Raw genomic sequence first — 16,947 nt, 5'->3', positions numbered from 1 at the left:
TTTTCCGGTGAACCGCCGGACGCATAAACTCTGTGGCATGACTGCTGTCGACACTCCGGACCTCCTCGACTACGACGACGTGCTCGCGAAGTACGAGCCTGTTCTCGGCATGGAGGTGCACGTAGAGCTCGGCACCAACACGAAGATGTTCTGCCCGTGCCCCACCGAGTTCGGCGCCGAGCCGAACACGCAGGTCTGCCCGGTGTGCCTCGGTCTGCCCGGGTCGCTGCCCGTCGTGAACGAGGCGGCGGTGGAGTCCGCGATCCGGATCGGACTCGCACTGAACTGTTCCATCACACCGTGGGGCCGGTTCGCGCGGAAGAACTACTTCTACCCGGACCAGCCGAAGAACTACCAGATCTCCCAGTACGACGAGCCGATCGCCACCGACGGCTACCTCGACGTCATCCTCGACGACGGCACCACGTGGCGCGTCGAGATCGAGCGCGCGCACATGGAAGAGGACACCGGAAAGTCGCTGCATGTCGGCGGCGCGACCGGTCGCATCCACGGTGCCAGCCACTCGCTGCTCGACTACAACCGCGCCGGGGTCCCGCTCGTCGAGATCGTCACCAAGACCATCAGCGGCGCCGGCGCCCGCGCCCCCGAGGTGGCCCGCGCGTACGTCACCGCGCTCCGCGACCTGCTGAAGTCGCTGAACGTGTCGGACGTCCGCATGGACCAGGGCTCGATGCGATGCGACGCCAACGCGTCGCTGATGCCGATCGGGGCGACCGAACTCGGCACCCGCACCGAGACGAAGAACGTCAACTCCCTCAAGAGCGTCGAGGTCGCGGTTCGGTACGAGATGCGCCGCCAGGCCGCGGTGCTCGAGGCCGGCGGCGAGGTGATCCAGGAGACCCGGCACTTCCAGGAAGCGGACGGCACCACGTCGCCGGGCCGCCGCAAGGAGACCGCCGAGGACTACCGCTACTTCCCGGAGCCCGACCTCGAGCCGGTCGCGCCCAGCGCCGAATGGGTCGAGGAACTGCGGGGCACCCTGCCCGAGCTGCCGTGGGTCCGCCGCGCCCGGATCCAGGCCGACTGGGGTGTCTCCGACGAGGTCATGCGTGACCTCGTCAACGCGAACGCCGTCGACCTCGTCATCGCGACCGTCGAGGCCGGCGCCTCGCCGGAGGCCGCACGGTCCTGGTGGGTGTCGTACCTGGCGCAGCAGGCGAACACCCGCGGGGTGGAACTCGGCGAGCTGCCGATCACGCCGGCCCAGGTTGCGCAGGTGGTCGCGCTGATCGACAGCGGGAAGCTGAACAACAAGGTGGCCCGCCAGGTGGTCGACCACGTCCTCGCCGGTGAGGGTGACCCCGAGCAGGTCGTCGCGGATCATCCCGAGCTCGTCGTAGAACGCGACGACACGAAGCTGAAGGCCGCCGTCGACGAGGCCCTGGTCGCGAACCCCGACATCGCCGAGAAGATTCGCGGCGGCAAGGTCGCGGCCGCGGGCAAGATCGTCGGCGACGTGATGAAGGCCACTCGCGGTCAGGCCGATCCGGCCCGCGTCAAGGAGCTGGTCATCGAGGCCTGCGGCGGCTGACCCCCCTCTGCACCAACGGGACGCTCGTTCGGATCAACCGAACGAGCGTCCCGTTCGTTGTGCGCGTGGGACGCGGCGCGAGGGCGGGGCCCGTCAGTCGAATCCGCCGCCACCGGAGGGCAGGGGCATCTTGATGACGCGGTCGTCGTTGGGTCCGGGCTGACCGGCGGTCTTGTTGACGGTGCTCACCCAGATGAGCCCGTCGGGACCGAGTGCGGCGCCGCCGAGTTGGCCGTACCGGTCCTGGACGATGACACCCGGCGCGGTGGTGACGGCACCCGTGCCGGGGTCGGCGGCGAGCGCCGACATGGCCTTCGCGGTGCTCAGTGACACCGCCACGACATCACCGGCGGCGACGCAGCCGCCGACGCCGGGCCGCTCCGGCCACGTCCACACCGGAGACGACACCGCTCCGTCCGCGCTGACCCGCACCAGCCGATCCTCGAGCGGGGTGCGGTCGGTGACCCACACGGCCACCCCGGGATCGACGCAGACCCCGCCAGCGGTCCCCATGCCCGTCAGCACCACCTGCGGCCGGGGCTGCGCCGGCGTCGGGGCGGGCGACAGCGCGGTGACCTTCAGCAGCTTCCCGGCGAGGGACGCCGGATCGGCGGCCGCCGCCGGGTTGTTCGCGTTGCCGGTCAGGACCATCAGTTCGTCGCCGGAGAATTCGAGCGACCCCGCATTGCCCGTGTCGCCGCGCGGGATTCCCCCGAGAACTTCCTTGGCGGAGTCGCCCGGTGCGATCCGCACCACCCGGTTGTCGGTCGGGGTGGTGACGTAGGCGTAGATGAGGTTGTCCTCGACGAAACTCGGGGACAGCGCGATGTCGAGGAGGCCGCCGTCGGTGCTGCCGTCGACGTCGACGTGCGCGATCTCCTTGGGGGTCTGCCCCTGGGCGACCTGCAGGATGCGTCCGGTCCGGCGCTCCGCGACCAGCGCGGTGGCCCCGTCGGGGAGGACGACGAGTCCGCCGGTGGTGTCGAGACACGTGGCGATGACACTGGGATCCGGATCCTGACACGGTCCCAGCGGCCCGCTCGGCGGCGGTGTGGTCGTGGTGGACGGCGGCGGATTCTCCGGCTCCACCTCCGCGCCCGACGCACCCGTCGGCTCGGGTGTGAAGGGGGAGGACGCGGAGTCGTCGAATTTCGCGCACCCGGCGGCGAGGACCGCCGTCACGCACAGTGCGGACATCGCCATCTTGCGGGACGCCGTGCGGCGCCGCCCACCCACCATCATGATGGAGACGTTACGGAAGAGTGCGAGGTCGCCGCCACGCCGGTTCCGCCTACCAGCGTTGTCCGGCGGATCGACCTAGGCTTGACGGTGTGACTGACATGCGGAAAGACCCCAGCGAGTCGTCGGACGACGGTGCCGCGCAGCAAGGCGCCTCACCCGGCTACGGCAGGGTCTCGAGCCCTTACGACCTTCCCACCGAGCGGTTTCCGTCGGCCACGCCGGCGTCCGGTTCCGCGGGACAGGGTCTCCCGCACACCGACGACGAACTCGATTACGGCGATGCACGCGGCGCCGGTCTGCCCACCGAGCAGATCCCCGCGTACCGGCAGTCGGCATCCGACGTGCCGGACCAGCCGACGCAGGTGATCGGCGCGACCTCCGGTGCGTCCCTCGGGGCCACGGCGGGTGATCCGTCGACCGACCGGCTCGGCGAGGGGGACGTGAAGATCGGCCGCGGAACCCTGGATCTCGGACTGCTGGCACTGCGACTCGCGGTCGGCGGTACGGCGCTCGTGCACGGTCTGCAGAAGCTGACCGGAATGTGGAACGGTCCGGGCCTCGACGGTTTCGAGGAGGTGCTCGTGAACTCGGGCTTCCAGCAGGCGAAACTGCTTGCGATCCTCGGCGCCATCGGTGAGGTCGCTGGCGGTGCGCTGCTGATCCTCGGCCTCGTCACCCCGCTGGCCGCCGCCTCGGTGCTGGCCGTGATGATCAATGCGTGGGCGTTCCGGCAGATCGCGGAACCGGGGCTCGAGTACTTCGCACCCTCCGGCACCGAGTACGAGACGCTGCTCGGCGTGTGCGCGGGCGTGATCATTCTCACCGGCCCGGGACGGATCTCGCTCGACGGCCGCCGCGGCTGGGCCACGCGGCCGTTCATAGGGTCTTTCGCGGCACTGATCCTGGGCGTCGCCGCCGGCGTGTGCATCTGGATCTTCCTCAACGGCGCCAACCCGCTCATCTGATCGTTTCTCCGAACCACGACTGCGCCGCACCCCCGACCGGGAGTGCGGCGCAGTCGTTTCTGCCGGATCAGTGCCGGCCGAGAATCAGTGCCTGCCGAGAGTCAGCGCTGGACGAGTTCCGGGATGTTCTCCTCCTCGGGTGGGGCGGCCTGTGCCTGTGCGGCGAGCCTCTGTCCGAGGACGGACTTGCGCCTGCCGTAGGCGAGGTAGACGACGACGCCGAGAGCCATCCACACCAGGAATCGGATCCAGGTCTCGACCGACAGGTTCAGCATCAGCCATCCGCAGGCCAGGACGGCGAGGATGGGAACGAGCGGGACCAGCGGAACGCGGAATCCGCGCGGCAGGTCGGGGCGGGTGCGGCGCAGGATGACGACGCCGATGCAGACGAGCACGAACGCGAAGAGGGTGCCGATGTTCACCATCTCCTCGAGGGTGCCCATCGGGAAGAACGCGGCGAGGAGTGCCACCACGGCGCCGACGAACAGCGTGATGCGGACCGGGGTGCCCTTCTTGCCGGTCTTCGCCAGACCGCGGGGGACGAGTCCGTCGCGGGACATCGCGAACAGGACGCGGGTCTGGCCGAGCATCATCACCATCACGACGGTCGTGAGGCCTGCGAGTCCGCCGAAGTTGATGGCGGTCTGCGCCCAGGTGATGCCGTGTGCCTCGAAGGCGGTCGCCAGGGTGGCGCTGCTGTCGCCGACGAGCGGGCTGCCGGTCTTGAGGTCGGTGTACTTCACCATGCCGGTGAGCACGAGGGTGACCGCGACGTAGAGGACGGTGACGATCGCGAGCGAGCCGAGAATGCCGCGGGGGAGCGCCTTCTGCGGGTCCTTGGTCTCCTCGGCGGTGGTGGCGACGACGTCGAAGCCGATGAAGGCGAAGAACACGAGGCTCGCGGCGGCGAGGAGACCGTACCAGCCGTAGCTGCTGCCGTCCGCTCCCGAGAGGAAGGAGAAGAGGGTCTGGTGCACACCGTGTGCGGCGCTCTCGTTGCCCTCGGCCGGCGGGATGTACGGGGCGTAGTTCTCCTTCTTGATGTAGAAGACGCCGACGGTGATGACGAGGAGGACGACGGCGATCTTGATGGCCGTGATCACGGCGGACACGCGGGAGGACACCTTGGTCCCGATGGCGAGCACGATGGTGATGCCGCCGACGATGATCAGCGAGCCCCAGTCGAAGTCGATGGGCCCGAGGTGGGCGGTGGTGGATCCGCTGAATCCGAGGACGTTACCCAGGTACAGCGACCAGCCCTTCGAGACGACGGCCGCCGCGAGGGCGAATTCGAGGATGAGGTCCCAGCCGATGATCCAGGCGACGAACTCGCCGAAGGTGGCGTAGGAGAACGTGTACGCGCTGCCTGCGACGGGGACGGTGGATGCGAACTCGGCGTAACAGAGGGCGGCCAGGCCGCAGGCGATGGCGGCGAGGACGAAGGCGAGCGAAATGGACGGCCCGGCGACGTTGCCTGCAGTCCGGGCGGTGAGCGTGAAGATGCCGGCGCCGATCACGACGGCGACACCGAAGACGGTGAGGTCCTTCGCGGTGAGTTCCCTCCGCAGCCGGGTGTCGGGTTCGTCGGTGTCCGCTATCGATTGCTCAACGGATTTCGTTCGCCATATGCCGACTCCTGGCATGTGTCGCTCCTTGGTTGTGTTCCCGATGGCCTCGTGGGCCGGAGAAGTTCCGGTGGTGCTGCCGATTGTGATGTAGGTCTCAACGGCCAACTGAGGGAACCACTACTGAGCGCCGTGTGCAAGAAGCGCGGGCTCAACTGATCAATTCGATCAGTAGAACCTGTTCACGGGTGTCGCCGTTTGAGCGAGTTGATCACCCGTGAGGGCGGTCACATCCGAGCCGGAATTCGCGGGCGCACCGACGACGGAAGCCGGGTGCCGCGGCAGGAAACCTGCTGCGGCACCCGGCTTCGCGTGTGCTCGTGCTGTGGGTGCGTGCGATCAGGGAACCTGACGGACCGCGCCCTTGTCGGCGGACGTCGCCAGTGCTGCGTACGCGCGCAGGGCCGTGGTGACGGTCCGTTCGCGGTTCACCGGCTGCCAGGGACGCTCGGACGACTCCATCTTCGCCCGGCGCTCGGCGAGCACCGCGTCGTCGACGAGCAGTTTCAGGCTGCGCGTCGCGATGTCGATGAGGATCTGGTCGCCGTCCTCCACCAGGCCGATGGCACCGCCGCTGGCGGCTTCGGGGGAGATGTGGCCGATGGACAATCCCGAGGAACCGCCGGAGAAGCGGCCGTCGGTGATCAGCGCGCACTTCTTGCCGAGGCCGGAGCCCTTGAGGAATGCGGTGGGGTGCAGCATCTCCTGCATGCCCGGGCCGCCCGCAGGACCCTCGTAGCGCACGACGAGGACCTCACCCGGCTGGATCTTCTTGCCGAGGATCACCGACACCGCCTCCTCCTGCGACTCCACGACGCGTGCGGGTCCCTGGAAGTGGAACAGGTCTTCGTCGATGCCTGCCGTCTTGATGACCGCGCCGTCGACGGCGATGTTGCCGCGCAGCACGGCCAGGCCGCCCTCGACCGTGTGCTTGTGCTCGAAATCGCGGATGCAGCCGTTGGCGGCGTCCGTGTCGAGCGACGACCAGCGGTTGTTCGTCGAGAACGGCTCGATGGTGCGGACGCCGCCGGGAGCGGCGTGGAACAGTTCGACGGCCTCGTCGGATGCCTTGCCGGACCGGATGTCCCACGTGTCGAGCCACTCGTCGAAGCTCTTCGTGTGGACGGTCGAGACGTCGCTCTCGAGCAGGTCGGCCCGGCGGAGTTCGCCGAGGATCGCGGGGATTCCGCCTGCCCGGTGCACGTCCTCCATGTGGTAGTCCGAGTTGGGTGAGACCTTCGACAGGCAGGGCACCTTGCGGCTGATCTCGTCGATCTTGTCGAGGTCGAAGTCGAAGACCTCACCCTCCTGCGCGGCCGCGAGGGTGTGCAGCACCGTGTTGGTGGAACCGCCCATCGCGACGTCCAGCGCCATCGCGTTGCGGAACGCGGCGGGCGTCGCGATGTTGCGGGGGAGGACGGAGTCGTCCTCGTCCCGGTAGTACCGCAGGGCGGCCTCGACGACGGTGGTGCCTGCACGGGTGAACAGCGCGCGCCGGGCTTCGTGGGTGGCCAGCGTCGAACCGTTGCCCGGCAACGCCAGACCGAGCGCCTCGGTGAGGCAGTTCATGGAGTTCGCGGTGAACATGCCCGAGCACGATCCGCACGTCGGGCAGGCGCTGCGCTCGACCTCGGACAGCCCCTCCTCGTCGACCTCGTCGTTGGCGCTCGCCGAGATCGCCGTGATGAGGTCGGTGGGTGCCTGCGCGACGCCGTTGACCACCACTGCCTTGCCCGCCTCCATCGGACCGCCCGACACGAACACGGTGGGAACGTTCAAACGCATTGCGGCATTGAGCATTCCGGGGGTGATCTTGTCGCAGTTGGAGATGCAGACGAGCGCGTCGGCGGTGTGCGCGTTGACCATGTACTCGACGGAGTCGGCGATGATCTCCCGGCTGGGAAGCGAATACAGCATGCCGCCGTGCCCCATCGCGATGCCGTCGTCGACGGCGATCGTGTGGAACTCGCGAGGTACACCACCGGCGGCGCGGACGGCGTCGGCGACGATGTCGCCGACGTTCTTGAGGTGGACGTGGCCGGGAACGAACTGCGTGTACGAGTTGGCGATCGCGACGATCGGCTTCCCGAAGTCGGAGTCGGTCATTCCGGTGGCGCGCCACAGTGCGCGGGCGCCTGCGGCATTTCGTCCTGCGGTGGTGGTTCGGGACCTCAGCGGGGGCATGAGCGTATTCCTTAGTCAGCGTACGGAAGTACTGACAAACGCTACTCGCGCACTATTCCCCGTCTGTGTCCGGCCGGTTCTTCGCCGGCTGCTCGCCGTTCGATTCGGCGTCGGCGTGCTGGGCTGCCTCGTCCGCCGCGGCCGCTGCCGCGTAGGGGTCGGTGATGCGGCCGCCGCTCGCTTCGGCGATCTCGGGGAGCCGGTCGAACGTGACGACGGGAAGAGCGACTTCGCCGCCGTCGGCCAGTGTGGCCCGGGCCCAGCCGCGCTTGGGGAAGCGGAATCCGGTGATCTCGGACCATGCGAGCGACCGGCCGCCGAACAGGTTGCGCACCTCGAGTCCGTCGGGTGTGACCGTCGTGCGCACCCGCGCGACCCAGGCCACCGCGAGGATCGGGGCGATCACGAGCCAGCCGAATGCGGCGGGCCAGCCGAAGATGGGGAACGACACGGCGAACAGGAGGAAGGCGCATCCCAGATAGGCAAGGGGAGAAATCCGGATGACGCGCTTGGGCGGGTTCGTCGTGTGGGATGATGATTCTGGTGGCACGGGCTGCTGCGGAGTTGACACCTCTACATCTTCGCACCGCAGCCGACGTATCTCATATTCTGGGACGGCCGACTCACCAAGTTGACTGTTCACTATTAGCGCGCCTACCGTCGAGCGCGTGAAACAGAATGAGTTGCTCGTAATCGGCCGGCGCGTCGTCGCCTGAGTCGATTTCTTCAACTCGCCAGATAACGACGCGCCACCCTCGTACAGCATCAGCTGACGGGGGTTTTTTGTTGCCCGGAGCCAGAATCAGAGGATTTCCCAGTGAGCGCACCAACCGCACGGCCTCAACCCACGCCGCGCAAGTCGGGGGCAGCAAGCCCGACGACCGCGGCCGCCGCGACGCAGACCGGTAGCCGCCGCCAACTCGCCCCCGAGCGGGTCAGCGGCGCCCAGTCCGTGGTCCGAGCCCTCGAGGAGCTCGAGGTCGACACGGTATTCGGCATTCCGGGTGGTGCCGTTCTCCCTGTCTACGACCCGCTCTTCGACTCGAAGAAGGTCCGGCACGTGCTCGTCCGTCACGAGCAGGGTGCAGGTCACGCCGCCACCGGGTACGCGCAGGCGACCGGCAAGGTCGGCGTCTGCATGGCAACGTCCGGTCCCGGTGCGACCAACCTCGTGACGCCGCTCGCCGACGCGCAGATGGACTCCGTTCCGGTCGTGGCCATCACCGGTCAGGTCGGCCGTGGGCTCATCGGCACCGATGCGTTCCAGGAAGCCGACATCTCGGGCATCACTATGCCCATCACGAAGCACAACTTCCTCATCACCGACGGCGTCGACATCCCCCGGATCATCGCGGAGGCGTTCTACCTCGCCTCCAGCGGTCGTCCCGGAGCGGTGCTCGTCGACATCCCGAAGGACGTCCTCCAGGCGCAGACCACGTTCTCGTGGCCGCCGGAGATGCGGCTGCCCGGATACCGTCCCGTCACGAAGCCGCACGGCAAGCAGGTCCGCGAGGCCGCTCGCCTCATCGCCGACGCGAAGCACCCGGTGCTGTACGTCGGTGGCGGAGTCATCAAGTCGGAATCGTCCCCGGAACTGCTCGAACTGGCCGAGCTCACCGGCATTCCGGTGGTCACCACCCTCATGGCGCGCGGCGCGTTCCCGGACAGCCACACGTTGAACTGCGGCATGCCCGGCATGCACGGCACCGTCGCGGCGGTGGCGGCATTGCAGCGCAGCGACCTGCTGATCACGCTCGGCGCGCGGTTCGACGACCGCGTCACCGGTCAGCTCGACTCGTTCGCCCCCGACGCCAAGGTCATCCACGCCGACATCGATCCGGCGGAGATCGGCAAGAACCGGTACGCGGACGTCCCGATCGTGGGCGACTGCAAAGAGGTCATCGTCGAGCTGATCGAGGCGATCAAGGCCGACCTGGCCACCGGAACCACGCTGGACCTCACCGAGTGGTGGGCGTACCTCGACGGAATCCGTCGCACGTATCCGCTCAGCTACGACCGTCCCTCGGACGGCGCGCTGTCCCCGGAATACGTGATCCAGGCGGTCGGCAAGCTCGCCGGTCCCGACGCGATCTACTGCGCCGGCGTCGGCCAGCACCAGATGTGGGCCGCGCAGTTCGTCAACTACGAGAAGCCGCGCACCTGGCTGAACTCCGGTGGTCTCGGCACGATGGGCTACGCGGTGCCTGCCGCGATGGGCGCCAAGATGGGCATGCCCGACACCGAGGTGTGGGCCATCGACGGTGACGGCTGCTTCCAGATGACCAATCAGGAACTCGCCACCTGCGCGCTCGAGGGCATCCCGATCAAGGTTGCGCTCATCAACAACGGCAACCTCGGCATGGTGCGCCAGTGGCAGACGCTGTTCTACGACCAGCGCTACTCCAACACCAACCTCGGCACGCACGGCGCCATCCGCATCCCCGACTTCGTGAAGCTCGCGGAGGCGTTGGGCTGCCACGGCATTCGCGTCGAGCGCGAAGAGGACGTCGAGGCGGCGATCCGTGAGGCACAGGCCATCAACGACAAGCCGGTGGTGATCGACTTCATCGTCGGCGCCGACGCCCAGGTGTGGCCGATGGTCGCGGCGGGCACGAGCAACGACGAGATCATGGCGGCACGGGGCATCCGGCCGCTGTTCGACGACGACGAGGCGGCCGCCGAGCCGGCCGTCATTCACGAGGCCATGGAGCGCGAGCAGCGTTCGGGCACGGCCGCAGCGGCCGGGGAGGAAGATCAGTGAGCACCAGCCACACCCTCAGTGTTCTCGTCGAGGACAAGCCGGGCGTGCTGGCCAGGGTGGCCGCGCTGTTCTCCCGTCGTGGGTTCAACATCGAGTCGCTCGCCGTCGGTGGCACCGAGCTTCCCGAGATCTCACGCATGACCATCGTCGTGACCGTCGACGAGTTCCCGCTCGAACAGGTGACGAAGCAGCTGAACAAGCTCGTCAACGTCATCAAGATCGTCGAGCAGGACGGTGAGGCCTCCGTCGCCCGCGAGCTGGTGCTCATCAAGGTGCGAGCCGACGCCAGCGTGCGCACGCAGGTGATCGAGACGGTGAATCTGTTCCGCGCCAAGGTGATCGACGTCTCCCCGGAGTCGGTCACGATCGAGGCGACTGGAACGCGATCCAAGCTGGATGCGCTGCTGCGGATGCTCGATCCGTACGGCATCCGGGAGATCGTGCAGTCCGGGGTCGTGGCCGTGGGACGGGGGCCTAAGTCCATCACGGCCACTCGCTAGTACTTTAGATACGCAAATCCAAGAAAGAGGTTGAACTGTGGCAGTCGAGATGTTCTACGACGACGATGCCGATCTGTCGATCATCCAGGGCCGTAAGGTCGCTGTGATCGGTTACGGAAGCCAGGGCCACGCGCACTCGCTGAGCCTGCGCGACTCGGGCGTCGATGTGCGTATCGGCCTGAAGGAAGGCTCGAAGTCCCGCGCGAAGGCCGAGGAGCAGGGCCTGACCGTCGGTACCCCCGCCGAGGTCTCCGAGTGGGCCGACGTGATCATGGTGCTCGCACCCGACACCGCGCAGGCGTCGATCTTCACCAATGACATCGAGCCGAACCTGAAGGACGGCGACGCGCTGTTCTTCGGACACGGCCTCAACATCCACTTCAAGCTGATCAAGGCTCCGGAGTTCGTCACTGTCGGCATGGTCGCCCCCAAGGGCCCCGGCCACCTGGTGCGTCGTCAGTTCGTCGACGGCAAGGGTGTTCCTGCGCTCATCGCGATCGACCAGGACCCGAAGGGTGAGGGCCAGGCCCTCGCGCTGTCCTACGCCAAGGCGATCGGCGGCGCCCGCGCGGGCGTCATCAAGACCACGTTCAAGGAAGAGACCGAGACGGACCTCTTCGGCGAGCAGGCCGTGCTGTGCGGTGGCACCGAGGAACTGGTCAAGACCGGTTTCGAGGTCATGGTCGAGGCCGGCTACGCGCCCGAGATGGCGTACTTCGAGGTGCTGCACGAGCTCAAGCTCATCGTCGACCTCATGTACGAGGGTGGCATCGCGCGCATGAACTACTCGGTGTCCGACACCGCGGAGTTCGGTGGCTACCTGTCCGGTCCGCGCGTCATCGACGCCGGCACCAAGGAGCGCATGAAGGCGATCCTCGCCGACATCCAGTCGGGTGAGTTCACCCGCCGCCTCGTCGCCAACGTCGAGAACGGCAACACCGAGCTCGAGGGCCTGCGCAAGGCCAACGCCGAGCACCCCATCGAGGTCACCGGCAAGAAGCTGCGCGACCTGATGAGCTGGGTCGACCGGCCGATCACCGAAACCGCCTAGGTTTCACTGCTTTACAGTTCCACCACAGCACCGGCCCGATGTCGCGTCGGCCTCGTCAGAGGCCTCCGCAGCGACATCGGGCCGGTGTTGTTTCGTGCCCGGTTCCGTTGTTGCAGGCGTCCACTATGTGGTATCGCAGACCGGGATGTGGTTTCCCGGTGAGGGCGGACTAAGCTGTGTGTGGTTAAAACACCCCCACACCCACCTACTCAGGGAGTTTGCACGTGAGCCAGCCAGGCCGTCCTGTAGTTCTGATCGCCGACAAGCTCGCGCCGTCCACCGTCGAGGCATTGGGCGACGGTGTGGAGGTGCGATGGGTCGACGGACCTGATCGCCCGGCCCTGCTCGCGGCGGTGCCCGAGGCCGACGCGATCCTCGTCCGTTCCGCCACCACCGTGGACGCAGAGGTCCTGGCGGCCGGTACCAAGCTCAAGATCGTCGCCCGCGCCGGCGTCGGCCTCGACAACGTCGACGTGCCCGCCGCCACCGAGCGCGGTGTCATGGTCGTCAACGCCCCGACGTCGAACATCCACACGGCCGCCGAGCACGCCGTCGCGCTGATGCTCGCCACCGCCCGCCAGATCCCCGCCGCCGACGCCACCCTGCGTGACCGCGAGTGGAAGCGCAGCAAGTTCAACGGCGTCGAAATCTTCGGCAAGACGGTCGGCGTCGTCGGCCTCGGCCGCATCGGACAGCTGTTCGCGCAGCGCCTCGCCGCATTCGAGACCCACGTCATCGCGTACGACCCCTACGTGTCGGCCGCCCGCGCCGCGCAGCTCGGCATCGAACTCGTCACCCTCGACGAACTGCTGAAGCGCGCCGACCTCATCTCCGTGCACCTTCCCAAGACGCCCGAGACCAAGGGGCTGCTCGGCACGGAGAACCTGGCGAAGACGAAGAAGGGCGTCGTCATCGTCAACGCCGCCCGCGGCGGCCTGATCGACGAGGCCGCGCTGGCCGAGGCCATCAAGTCGGGTCACGTGCGCGCCGCGGGCCTCGACGTGTTCGAGACCGAACCGTGCACCGACAGCCCGCTGTTCGACCTGCCCGAGGTCGTTGTGACGCCGCACCTCGGCGCGTCGACGAGCGAGGCTCAGGACCGCGCGGGCACGGACGTCGCGAAGTCCGTACTGCTCGCTCTCGCAGGCGATTTCGTTCCGGATGCCGTCAACGTGTCCGGTGGCGCCGTGGGCGAGGAAGTTGCCCCGTGGCTCGAGATCGTCCGCAAGCAGGGTGTGCTTCTCGGCGCCCTGTCGGGTGAATTGCCCGTCAGCCTGTCCGTCGACGTGCGCGGCGAGCTCGCCTCCGAGGACGTCGAGGTGCTCGCGCTCTCGGCTCTGCGCGGCGTGTTCTCCGCTGTCATCGAGGACGCGGTCACGTTCGTCAACGCCCCCGCTCTCGCGGAGGAGCGTGGCGTCACGGCGGAGGTCACCAAGGCCGCCGAAAGCCCCAACCACCGCAGCGTCGTGGACCTGCGGGGCGTGTTCGGCGACGGAAGCGTCATCAACGTCTCGGGCACGCTGACCGGTCCGCAGCAGGTCGAGAAGATCGTCAACATCAACGGCCGCAACTTCGAACTGCGCGCCGAGGGTCTCAACCTGGTGGTCAACTACACCGATCAGCCCGGCGCACTGGGCAAGATCGGCACGCAGCTCGGCAACGCCGGCATCGACATCCAGGCCGCGCAGCTCAGCCAGGACGCCGAGGGCGAGGGCGCGACCATCCTCCTCCGCGTCGACCAGGAAGTGCCGAGCGAGGTGCGGGACGCGATCTCCACCGCCGTCGGCGCCACCAAGATCGAGCTCGTCAACCTGGCCTAATCCCCACTGTGCGCGTGCCACGACCCCGTCGTGGCACGCGCACAGCTCTATCTGAAGTGAGGCGTTCATGAAGCTTGCGGTCATTCCGGGTGACGGCATCGGTGTCGAGGTCACGGCCGAGGCGCTGAAGGTGCTGCGGAAACTCGTCCCCGATCTCGAGACCACCGAGTACGACCTCGGTGCCCGTCGGTACAACGCGACGGGGGAGTTGCTCCCGGACGCCGATCTCGCGGCGATCCGCGAGCACGACGCGATCCTGCTGGGCGCCATCGGCGACCCGTCGGTCACGCCGGGCGTGCTCGAGCGTGGACTGCTGCTGAACATGCGATTCGCGTTGGATCATCACGTGAATCTGCGTCCGTCGCAGCTCTATCCGGGGACGAAGTCGCCGCTCGCGGCTCAGCCGGACATCGATTTCGTGGTGGTGCGCGAGGGCACCGAGGGCCCGTACACCGGTAACGGTGGCGCGATCCGGGTCGGCACCCCGCACGAGATCGCGACCGAGGTGTCGATCAACACGTGGTTCGGCGCCGAGCGGGTGGTGCGCTACGCGTTCGCGCTCGCGCAGACCCGGCGCAAGCACGTCACCCTGATCCACAAGACGAACGTCCTCTCCAACGCCGGTGCGATCTGGACGCGCGCGGTGGAGACGGTGTCGGCCGAATATCCGGACGTGGAGACGGCGTACTGCCACATCGACGCGGCCACCATCTACATGGTCACCGACCCGTCGCGCTTCGACGTGATCGTCACGGACAACCTGTTCGGCGACATCATCACCGATCTCGCGGGTGCGGTCACGGGCGGTATCGGCCTGGCGGCGTCGGGGAACATCGACGCCTCGGGGACGAACCCGTCGATGTTCGAACCGGTGCACGGCAGCGCCCCGGACATCGCGGGCCAGGGGATCGCGGATCCCACGGCGGCCATCCTGTCCGCGGCGCTGCTGCTGCGTCACCTCGGCCGGGACGGCGACGCCGCGCGCATCGAAGCCGCAGTCGAGGCCGATCTGGCGTCCCGGGGCGACTCGAAGGTCGCCACGTCGGAGGTCGGCGACCGGATCGCCGCGGCCCTCTAGGGCCGAGCGTCGACCCTGTCTCCCTCGATCCCCGTGGACCGGTCTTCGGACCGGGCCACGGGGATCAGTGGTATCGAGGCGGCCGGAAATCCCGCGGCTATGGCGAAAGTCACCGGGAATCCGACGATTCCGATCAGTGCGCCGAACACCGGGGGAACGATGGAGGCCGCGACGAATTGCCCGGTGTTCTGGACACCGAGGGCGCGCCCACCCCAGAACGGGCCCGCGATCTCGGCGACGGCGGTGAAGGCCAGCCCGTTCGGTGCCACCGTCGCGACGGACGCCGCGAGCAGCACCACGATCGCGAGCGGCGAATCCATCGCGTCCGTCACGGCGAGTGCCGCCATCGACAGTCCGCCGGCGGCCGCGACCCAGCGAAGCGGACGCATGCGGCTGCCCACCACGTCGGACCAGAAACCGACGCCCATCCGGCCGAACGCGCCGAGGATCTGGGCGAGGGTCACGATCAGGCCGGCCGCCGTTGCTTCCCAGTGCCTTTCGGAGATCAGCCACACGAGCGCGTACGTCCACACCGTGTACTGGGGCACGACGAGCAGCACGGAGACGGCGTGGATCCGCCACAGTGTGCCGCTGCTGCGGTACGGATTCGTGAGCATGCCGAGATCCGCCGCGTCGCTGCGACTCGGCCGGGGCGGATCGACCACCCAGAGTCCACAGGCCAGCGCGGCAGCGGCGCACAGGACGGCGGGCAGCGCGAGCGCCCATCCGATGCCGTGGTCGTGTGCGATCGAGGGGAGCGTCAGCGCAGCGCAGGCGATGCCGAGCGGCAGTGACATCTGCCGGATACCCATCGCCAGGCCGCGGCGCTCGGGCGGGAACCAGCCGACGACGACGCGTCCGCTCGCGGCATTCGCCGACGCCGCCGCCATGCCGCCGAGCAGCAGGAAGACCGCGGTGGCCGTGAGCGATCCGGAGAGGGCCGCGCCCACTCCGGCAGCTGCGGTGGCCGCCATGCCTGCAGCCAGCACCCTCCGTTCGCCGTAACGGTCGGCCAGTGCGCCCCACGCGATCAGCGTCACCATGACCCCGAGGGTGGGTGCGGCGACGACGAGTCCGGTGCGGGCGAGGCTGAGCCCGTGATTCTCCTGGAGTTCGGGGATCAGGAAGGCGACGCCGTTGACGAAGACCGCCTGTGCGGCCTGGGCGAACATCCCGAGGGCGAGCATCCACCATCTGCGAGCAGTTCCGACGGCGGACGCGGTGTCGATCGATGCTGTCATGTCATCTCAATATCTAGGATTTGATTCTCATATATTGGCGAACGTTCGGAGTCTATACCTCGCGTCGCCCGGCGTCCCGGCACGGCGGTGACGGCGGGCCGATAGACTCGGCGCCATGCGTCTTGGTCGAGTGGCAAGTCCCGATGGTGTTGCGTTCGTCAGTATCGAAGGGGACGGGGAGTCCCGGGTCGCGAAAGAGATCGCCGAGCATCCGTTCGGCAACCCCACTTTCACCGGCCGGAGCTGGCCGCTCGCCGACGTGCGACTGCTGGCCCCGATCCTCGCCAGCAAGGTCGTCGCCATCGGAAAGAACTACGCCGCCCACGCCGCCGAGATGGGCGGAGAGGCGCCCGCCGATCCTGTGATCTTCCTCAAGCCGAACACCTCGATCGTCGGCCCCGACGCCGCGATCGTCCTGCCGAAGTCCTCCAACGAAGTTCATTACGAGGGGGAACTCGCGGTCGTCATCGGGCGCCCCTGCAAGGACGTGCCCGCGGCCAAGGCCCTCGACGTGGTGCTCGGCTACACGGCGGCCAACGACGTGTCGGCGCGAGACCACCAGCGCCACGACGGCCAGTGGGCGAGGGCGAAGGGCCACGACACGTTCTGCCCGCTGGGCCCGTGGATCGAGACCCAGCTCGACGCGTCCGACGTCGACATCACCACCGAGGTCGACGGAGTCGTGAAGCAGCGGAGCAACACTTCACTTCTGCTGCACGACATTCCGAAGATCATCGAATGGGTGTCGGCCGTGATGACGCTGCTCCCCGGCGACGTGATCCTCACGGGCACCCCGGAAGGCGTCGGTCCGATCGTCGACGGACAGAGCGTCAGCGTGACCATCGGCGGCATCGGCACCCTCACCAACCCGGTGACCGCCAAGCGCTGACGGCTCTCGTGTCGAAATCGGGAGCGGACTAGCCTGTAG

General features: G+C 68.0%; 13 protein-coding genes. 8 read left to right on the top strand and 5 right to left on the bottom strand.

Features of this window, described 5'->3' with window-relative positions; translation table 11 throughout:
• The first annotated feature begins 37 nt into the window (after positions 1 to 37).
• Positions 38 to 1,552, top strand: a complete 1,515-nt coding sequence (gene gatB / locus JWS13_RS08775; protein WP_206005297.1) for an Asp-tRNA(Asn)/Glu-tRNA(Gln) amidotransferase subunit GatB — start codon at positions 38 to 40, stop codon at positions 1,550 to 1,552.
• A 93-nt stretch (positions 1,553 to 1,645) separates the two neighbouring features.
• Here gatB and JWS13_RS08770 read toward each other — a convergent pair whose 3' ends face one another.
• Positions 1,646 to 2,794 carry a PQQ-dependent sugar dehydrogenase gene (locus JWS13_RS08770; RefSeq protein WP_160098844.1) on the bottom strand — a complete coding sequence of 383 codons (1,149 nt, stop codon included), beginning with the start codon at positions 2,792 to 2,794 and terminating at the stop codon, positions 1,646 to 1,648.
• Between the two features lie 98 nt (positions 2,795 to 2,892).
• Between JWS13_RS08770 and JWS13_RS08765 the strand changes: the two genes are divergently transcribed.
• Entirely contained in the window at positions 2,893 to 3,759 is an 867-nt protein-coding gene (locus JWS13_RS08765; protein WP_206011548.1) for a DoxX family protein, read from the top strand.
• Between the two features lie 101 nt (positions 3,760 to 3,860).
• On the opposite strand, the gene JWS13_RS08760 is transcribed toward JWS13_RS08765, so the two are convergent.
• From JWS13_RS08760 to JWS13_RS08750, 3 genes are all read right to left on the bottom strand, one after another.
• On the bottom strand, positions 3,861 to 5,402 hold the full coding sequence (locus JWS13_RS08760) for an amino acid permease (protein WP_124392745.1): 1,542 nt from the start codon (positions 5,400 to 5,402) through the stop codon (positions 3,861 to 3,863).
• Between the two features lie 321 nt (positions 5,403 to 5,723).
• A complete protein-coding gene (gene ilvD, locus JWS13_RS08755; protein ID WP_206005296.1) occupies positions 5,724 to 7,568 on the bottom strand; it encodes a dihydroxy-acid dehydratase in 1,845 nt (614 codons plus the stop codon).
• A 52-nt stretch (positions 7,569 to 7,620) separates the two neighbouring features.
• Positions 7,621 to 8,118: a PH domain-containing protein gene (locus tag JWS13_RS08750; protein ID WP_206011547.1), complete on the bottom strand. Its 498-nt coding sequence runs from the start codon at positions 8,116 to 8,118 to the stop codon at positions 7,621 to 7,623.
• Positions 8,119 to 8,385: 267 nt separating this feature from the next.
• On the opposite strand from JWS13_RS08750, the gene JWS13_RS08745 reads away from it, so the two are divergent.
• The 5 genes from JWS13_RS08745 (at position 8,386) to JWS13_RS08725 (ending at position 14,778) form a co-directional block, all read left to right on the top strand.
• Complete coding sequence (locus JWS13_RS08745; protein ID WP_087556578.1) at positions 8,386 to 10,329, top strand: acetolactate synthase large subunit; 1,944 nt, start codon at positions 8,386 to 8,388, stop codon at positions 10,327 to 10,329.
• On the top strand, positions 10,326 to 10,829 hold the full coding sequence (ilvN, locus tag JWS13_RS08740) for an acetolactate synthase small subunit (protein ID WP_015890233.1): 504 nt from the start codon (positions 10,326 to 10,328) through the stop codon (positions 10,827 to 10,829). The genes JWS13_RS08745 and ilvN overlap by 4 nt, the downstream gene beginning before the upstream one ends.
• 49 nt (positions 10,830 to 10,878) lie before the next feature.
• The gene (gene ilvC, locus JWS13_RS08735; RefSeq protein ID WP_179220164.1) at positions 10,879 to 11,880 is read left to right on the top strand and encodes a ketol-acid reductoisomerase; all 1,002 of its coding nucleotides are present in this window, start codon (positions 10,879 to 10,881) and stop codon (positions 11,878 to 11,880) included.
• Between the two features lie 224 nt (positions 11,881 to 12,104).
• Positions 12,105 to 13,700 (top strand): phosphoglycerate dehydrogenase, encoded by a 1,596-nt coding sequence (gene serA, locus JWS13_RS08730; RefSeq protein WP_124392747.1) that lies wholly within the window; start codon positions 12,105 to 12,107, stop codon positions 13,698 to 13,700.
• 67 nt (positions 13,701 to 13,767) lie between these two features.
• Positions 13,768 to 14,778, top strand: coding sequence for a 3-isopropylmalate dehydrogenase (locus JWS13_RS08725; RefSeq protein ID WP_206005295.1), 1,011 nt, complete (start codon positions 13,768 to 13,770; stop codon positions 14,776 to 14,778).
• Here the strand turns inward: JWS13_RS08725 and JWS13_RS08720 are convergent.
• Entirely contained in the window at positions 14,775 to 16,019 is a 1,245-nt protein-coding gene (locus tag JWS13_RS08720; RefSeq protein ID WP_206005294.1) for an MFS transporter, read from the bottom strand. The two genes, JWS13_RS08725 and JWS13_RS08720, sit on opposite strands and share 4 nt — an antisense overlap.
• A 115-nt stretch (positions 16,020 to 16,134) precedes the next feature.
• Between JWS13_RS08720 and JWS13_RS08715 the strand changes: the two genes are divergently transcribed.
• On the top strand, positions 16,135 to 16,908 hold the full coding sequence (locus tag JWS13_RS08715) for a fumarylacetoacetate hydrolase family protein (protein WP_206005293.1): 774 nt from the start codon (positions 16,135 to 16,137) through the stop codon (positions 16,906 to 16,908).
• The last annotated feature ends 39 nt before the right edge of the window (positions 16,909 to 16,947 follow it).

This window comes from Rhodococcus pseudokoreensis, assembly GCF_017068395.1.
In the GTDB taxonomy this organism is placed as follows: Bacteria; Actinomycetota; Actinomycetes; order Mycobacteriales; family Mycobacteriaceae; genus Rhodococcus_F; species Rhodococcus_F pseudokoreensis.
The sequence above is the reverse complement of the archived record's forward strand: the minus strand, read 5'-3'. Positions and strand labels throughout refer to the sequence as shown.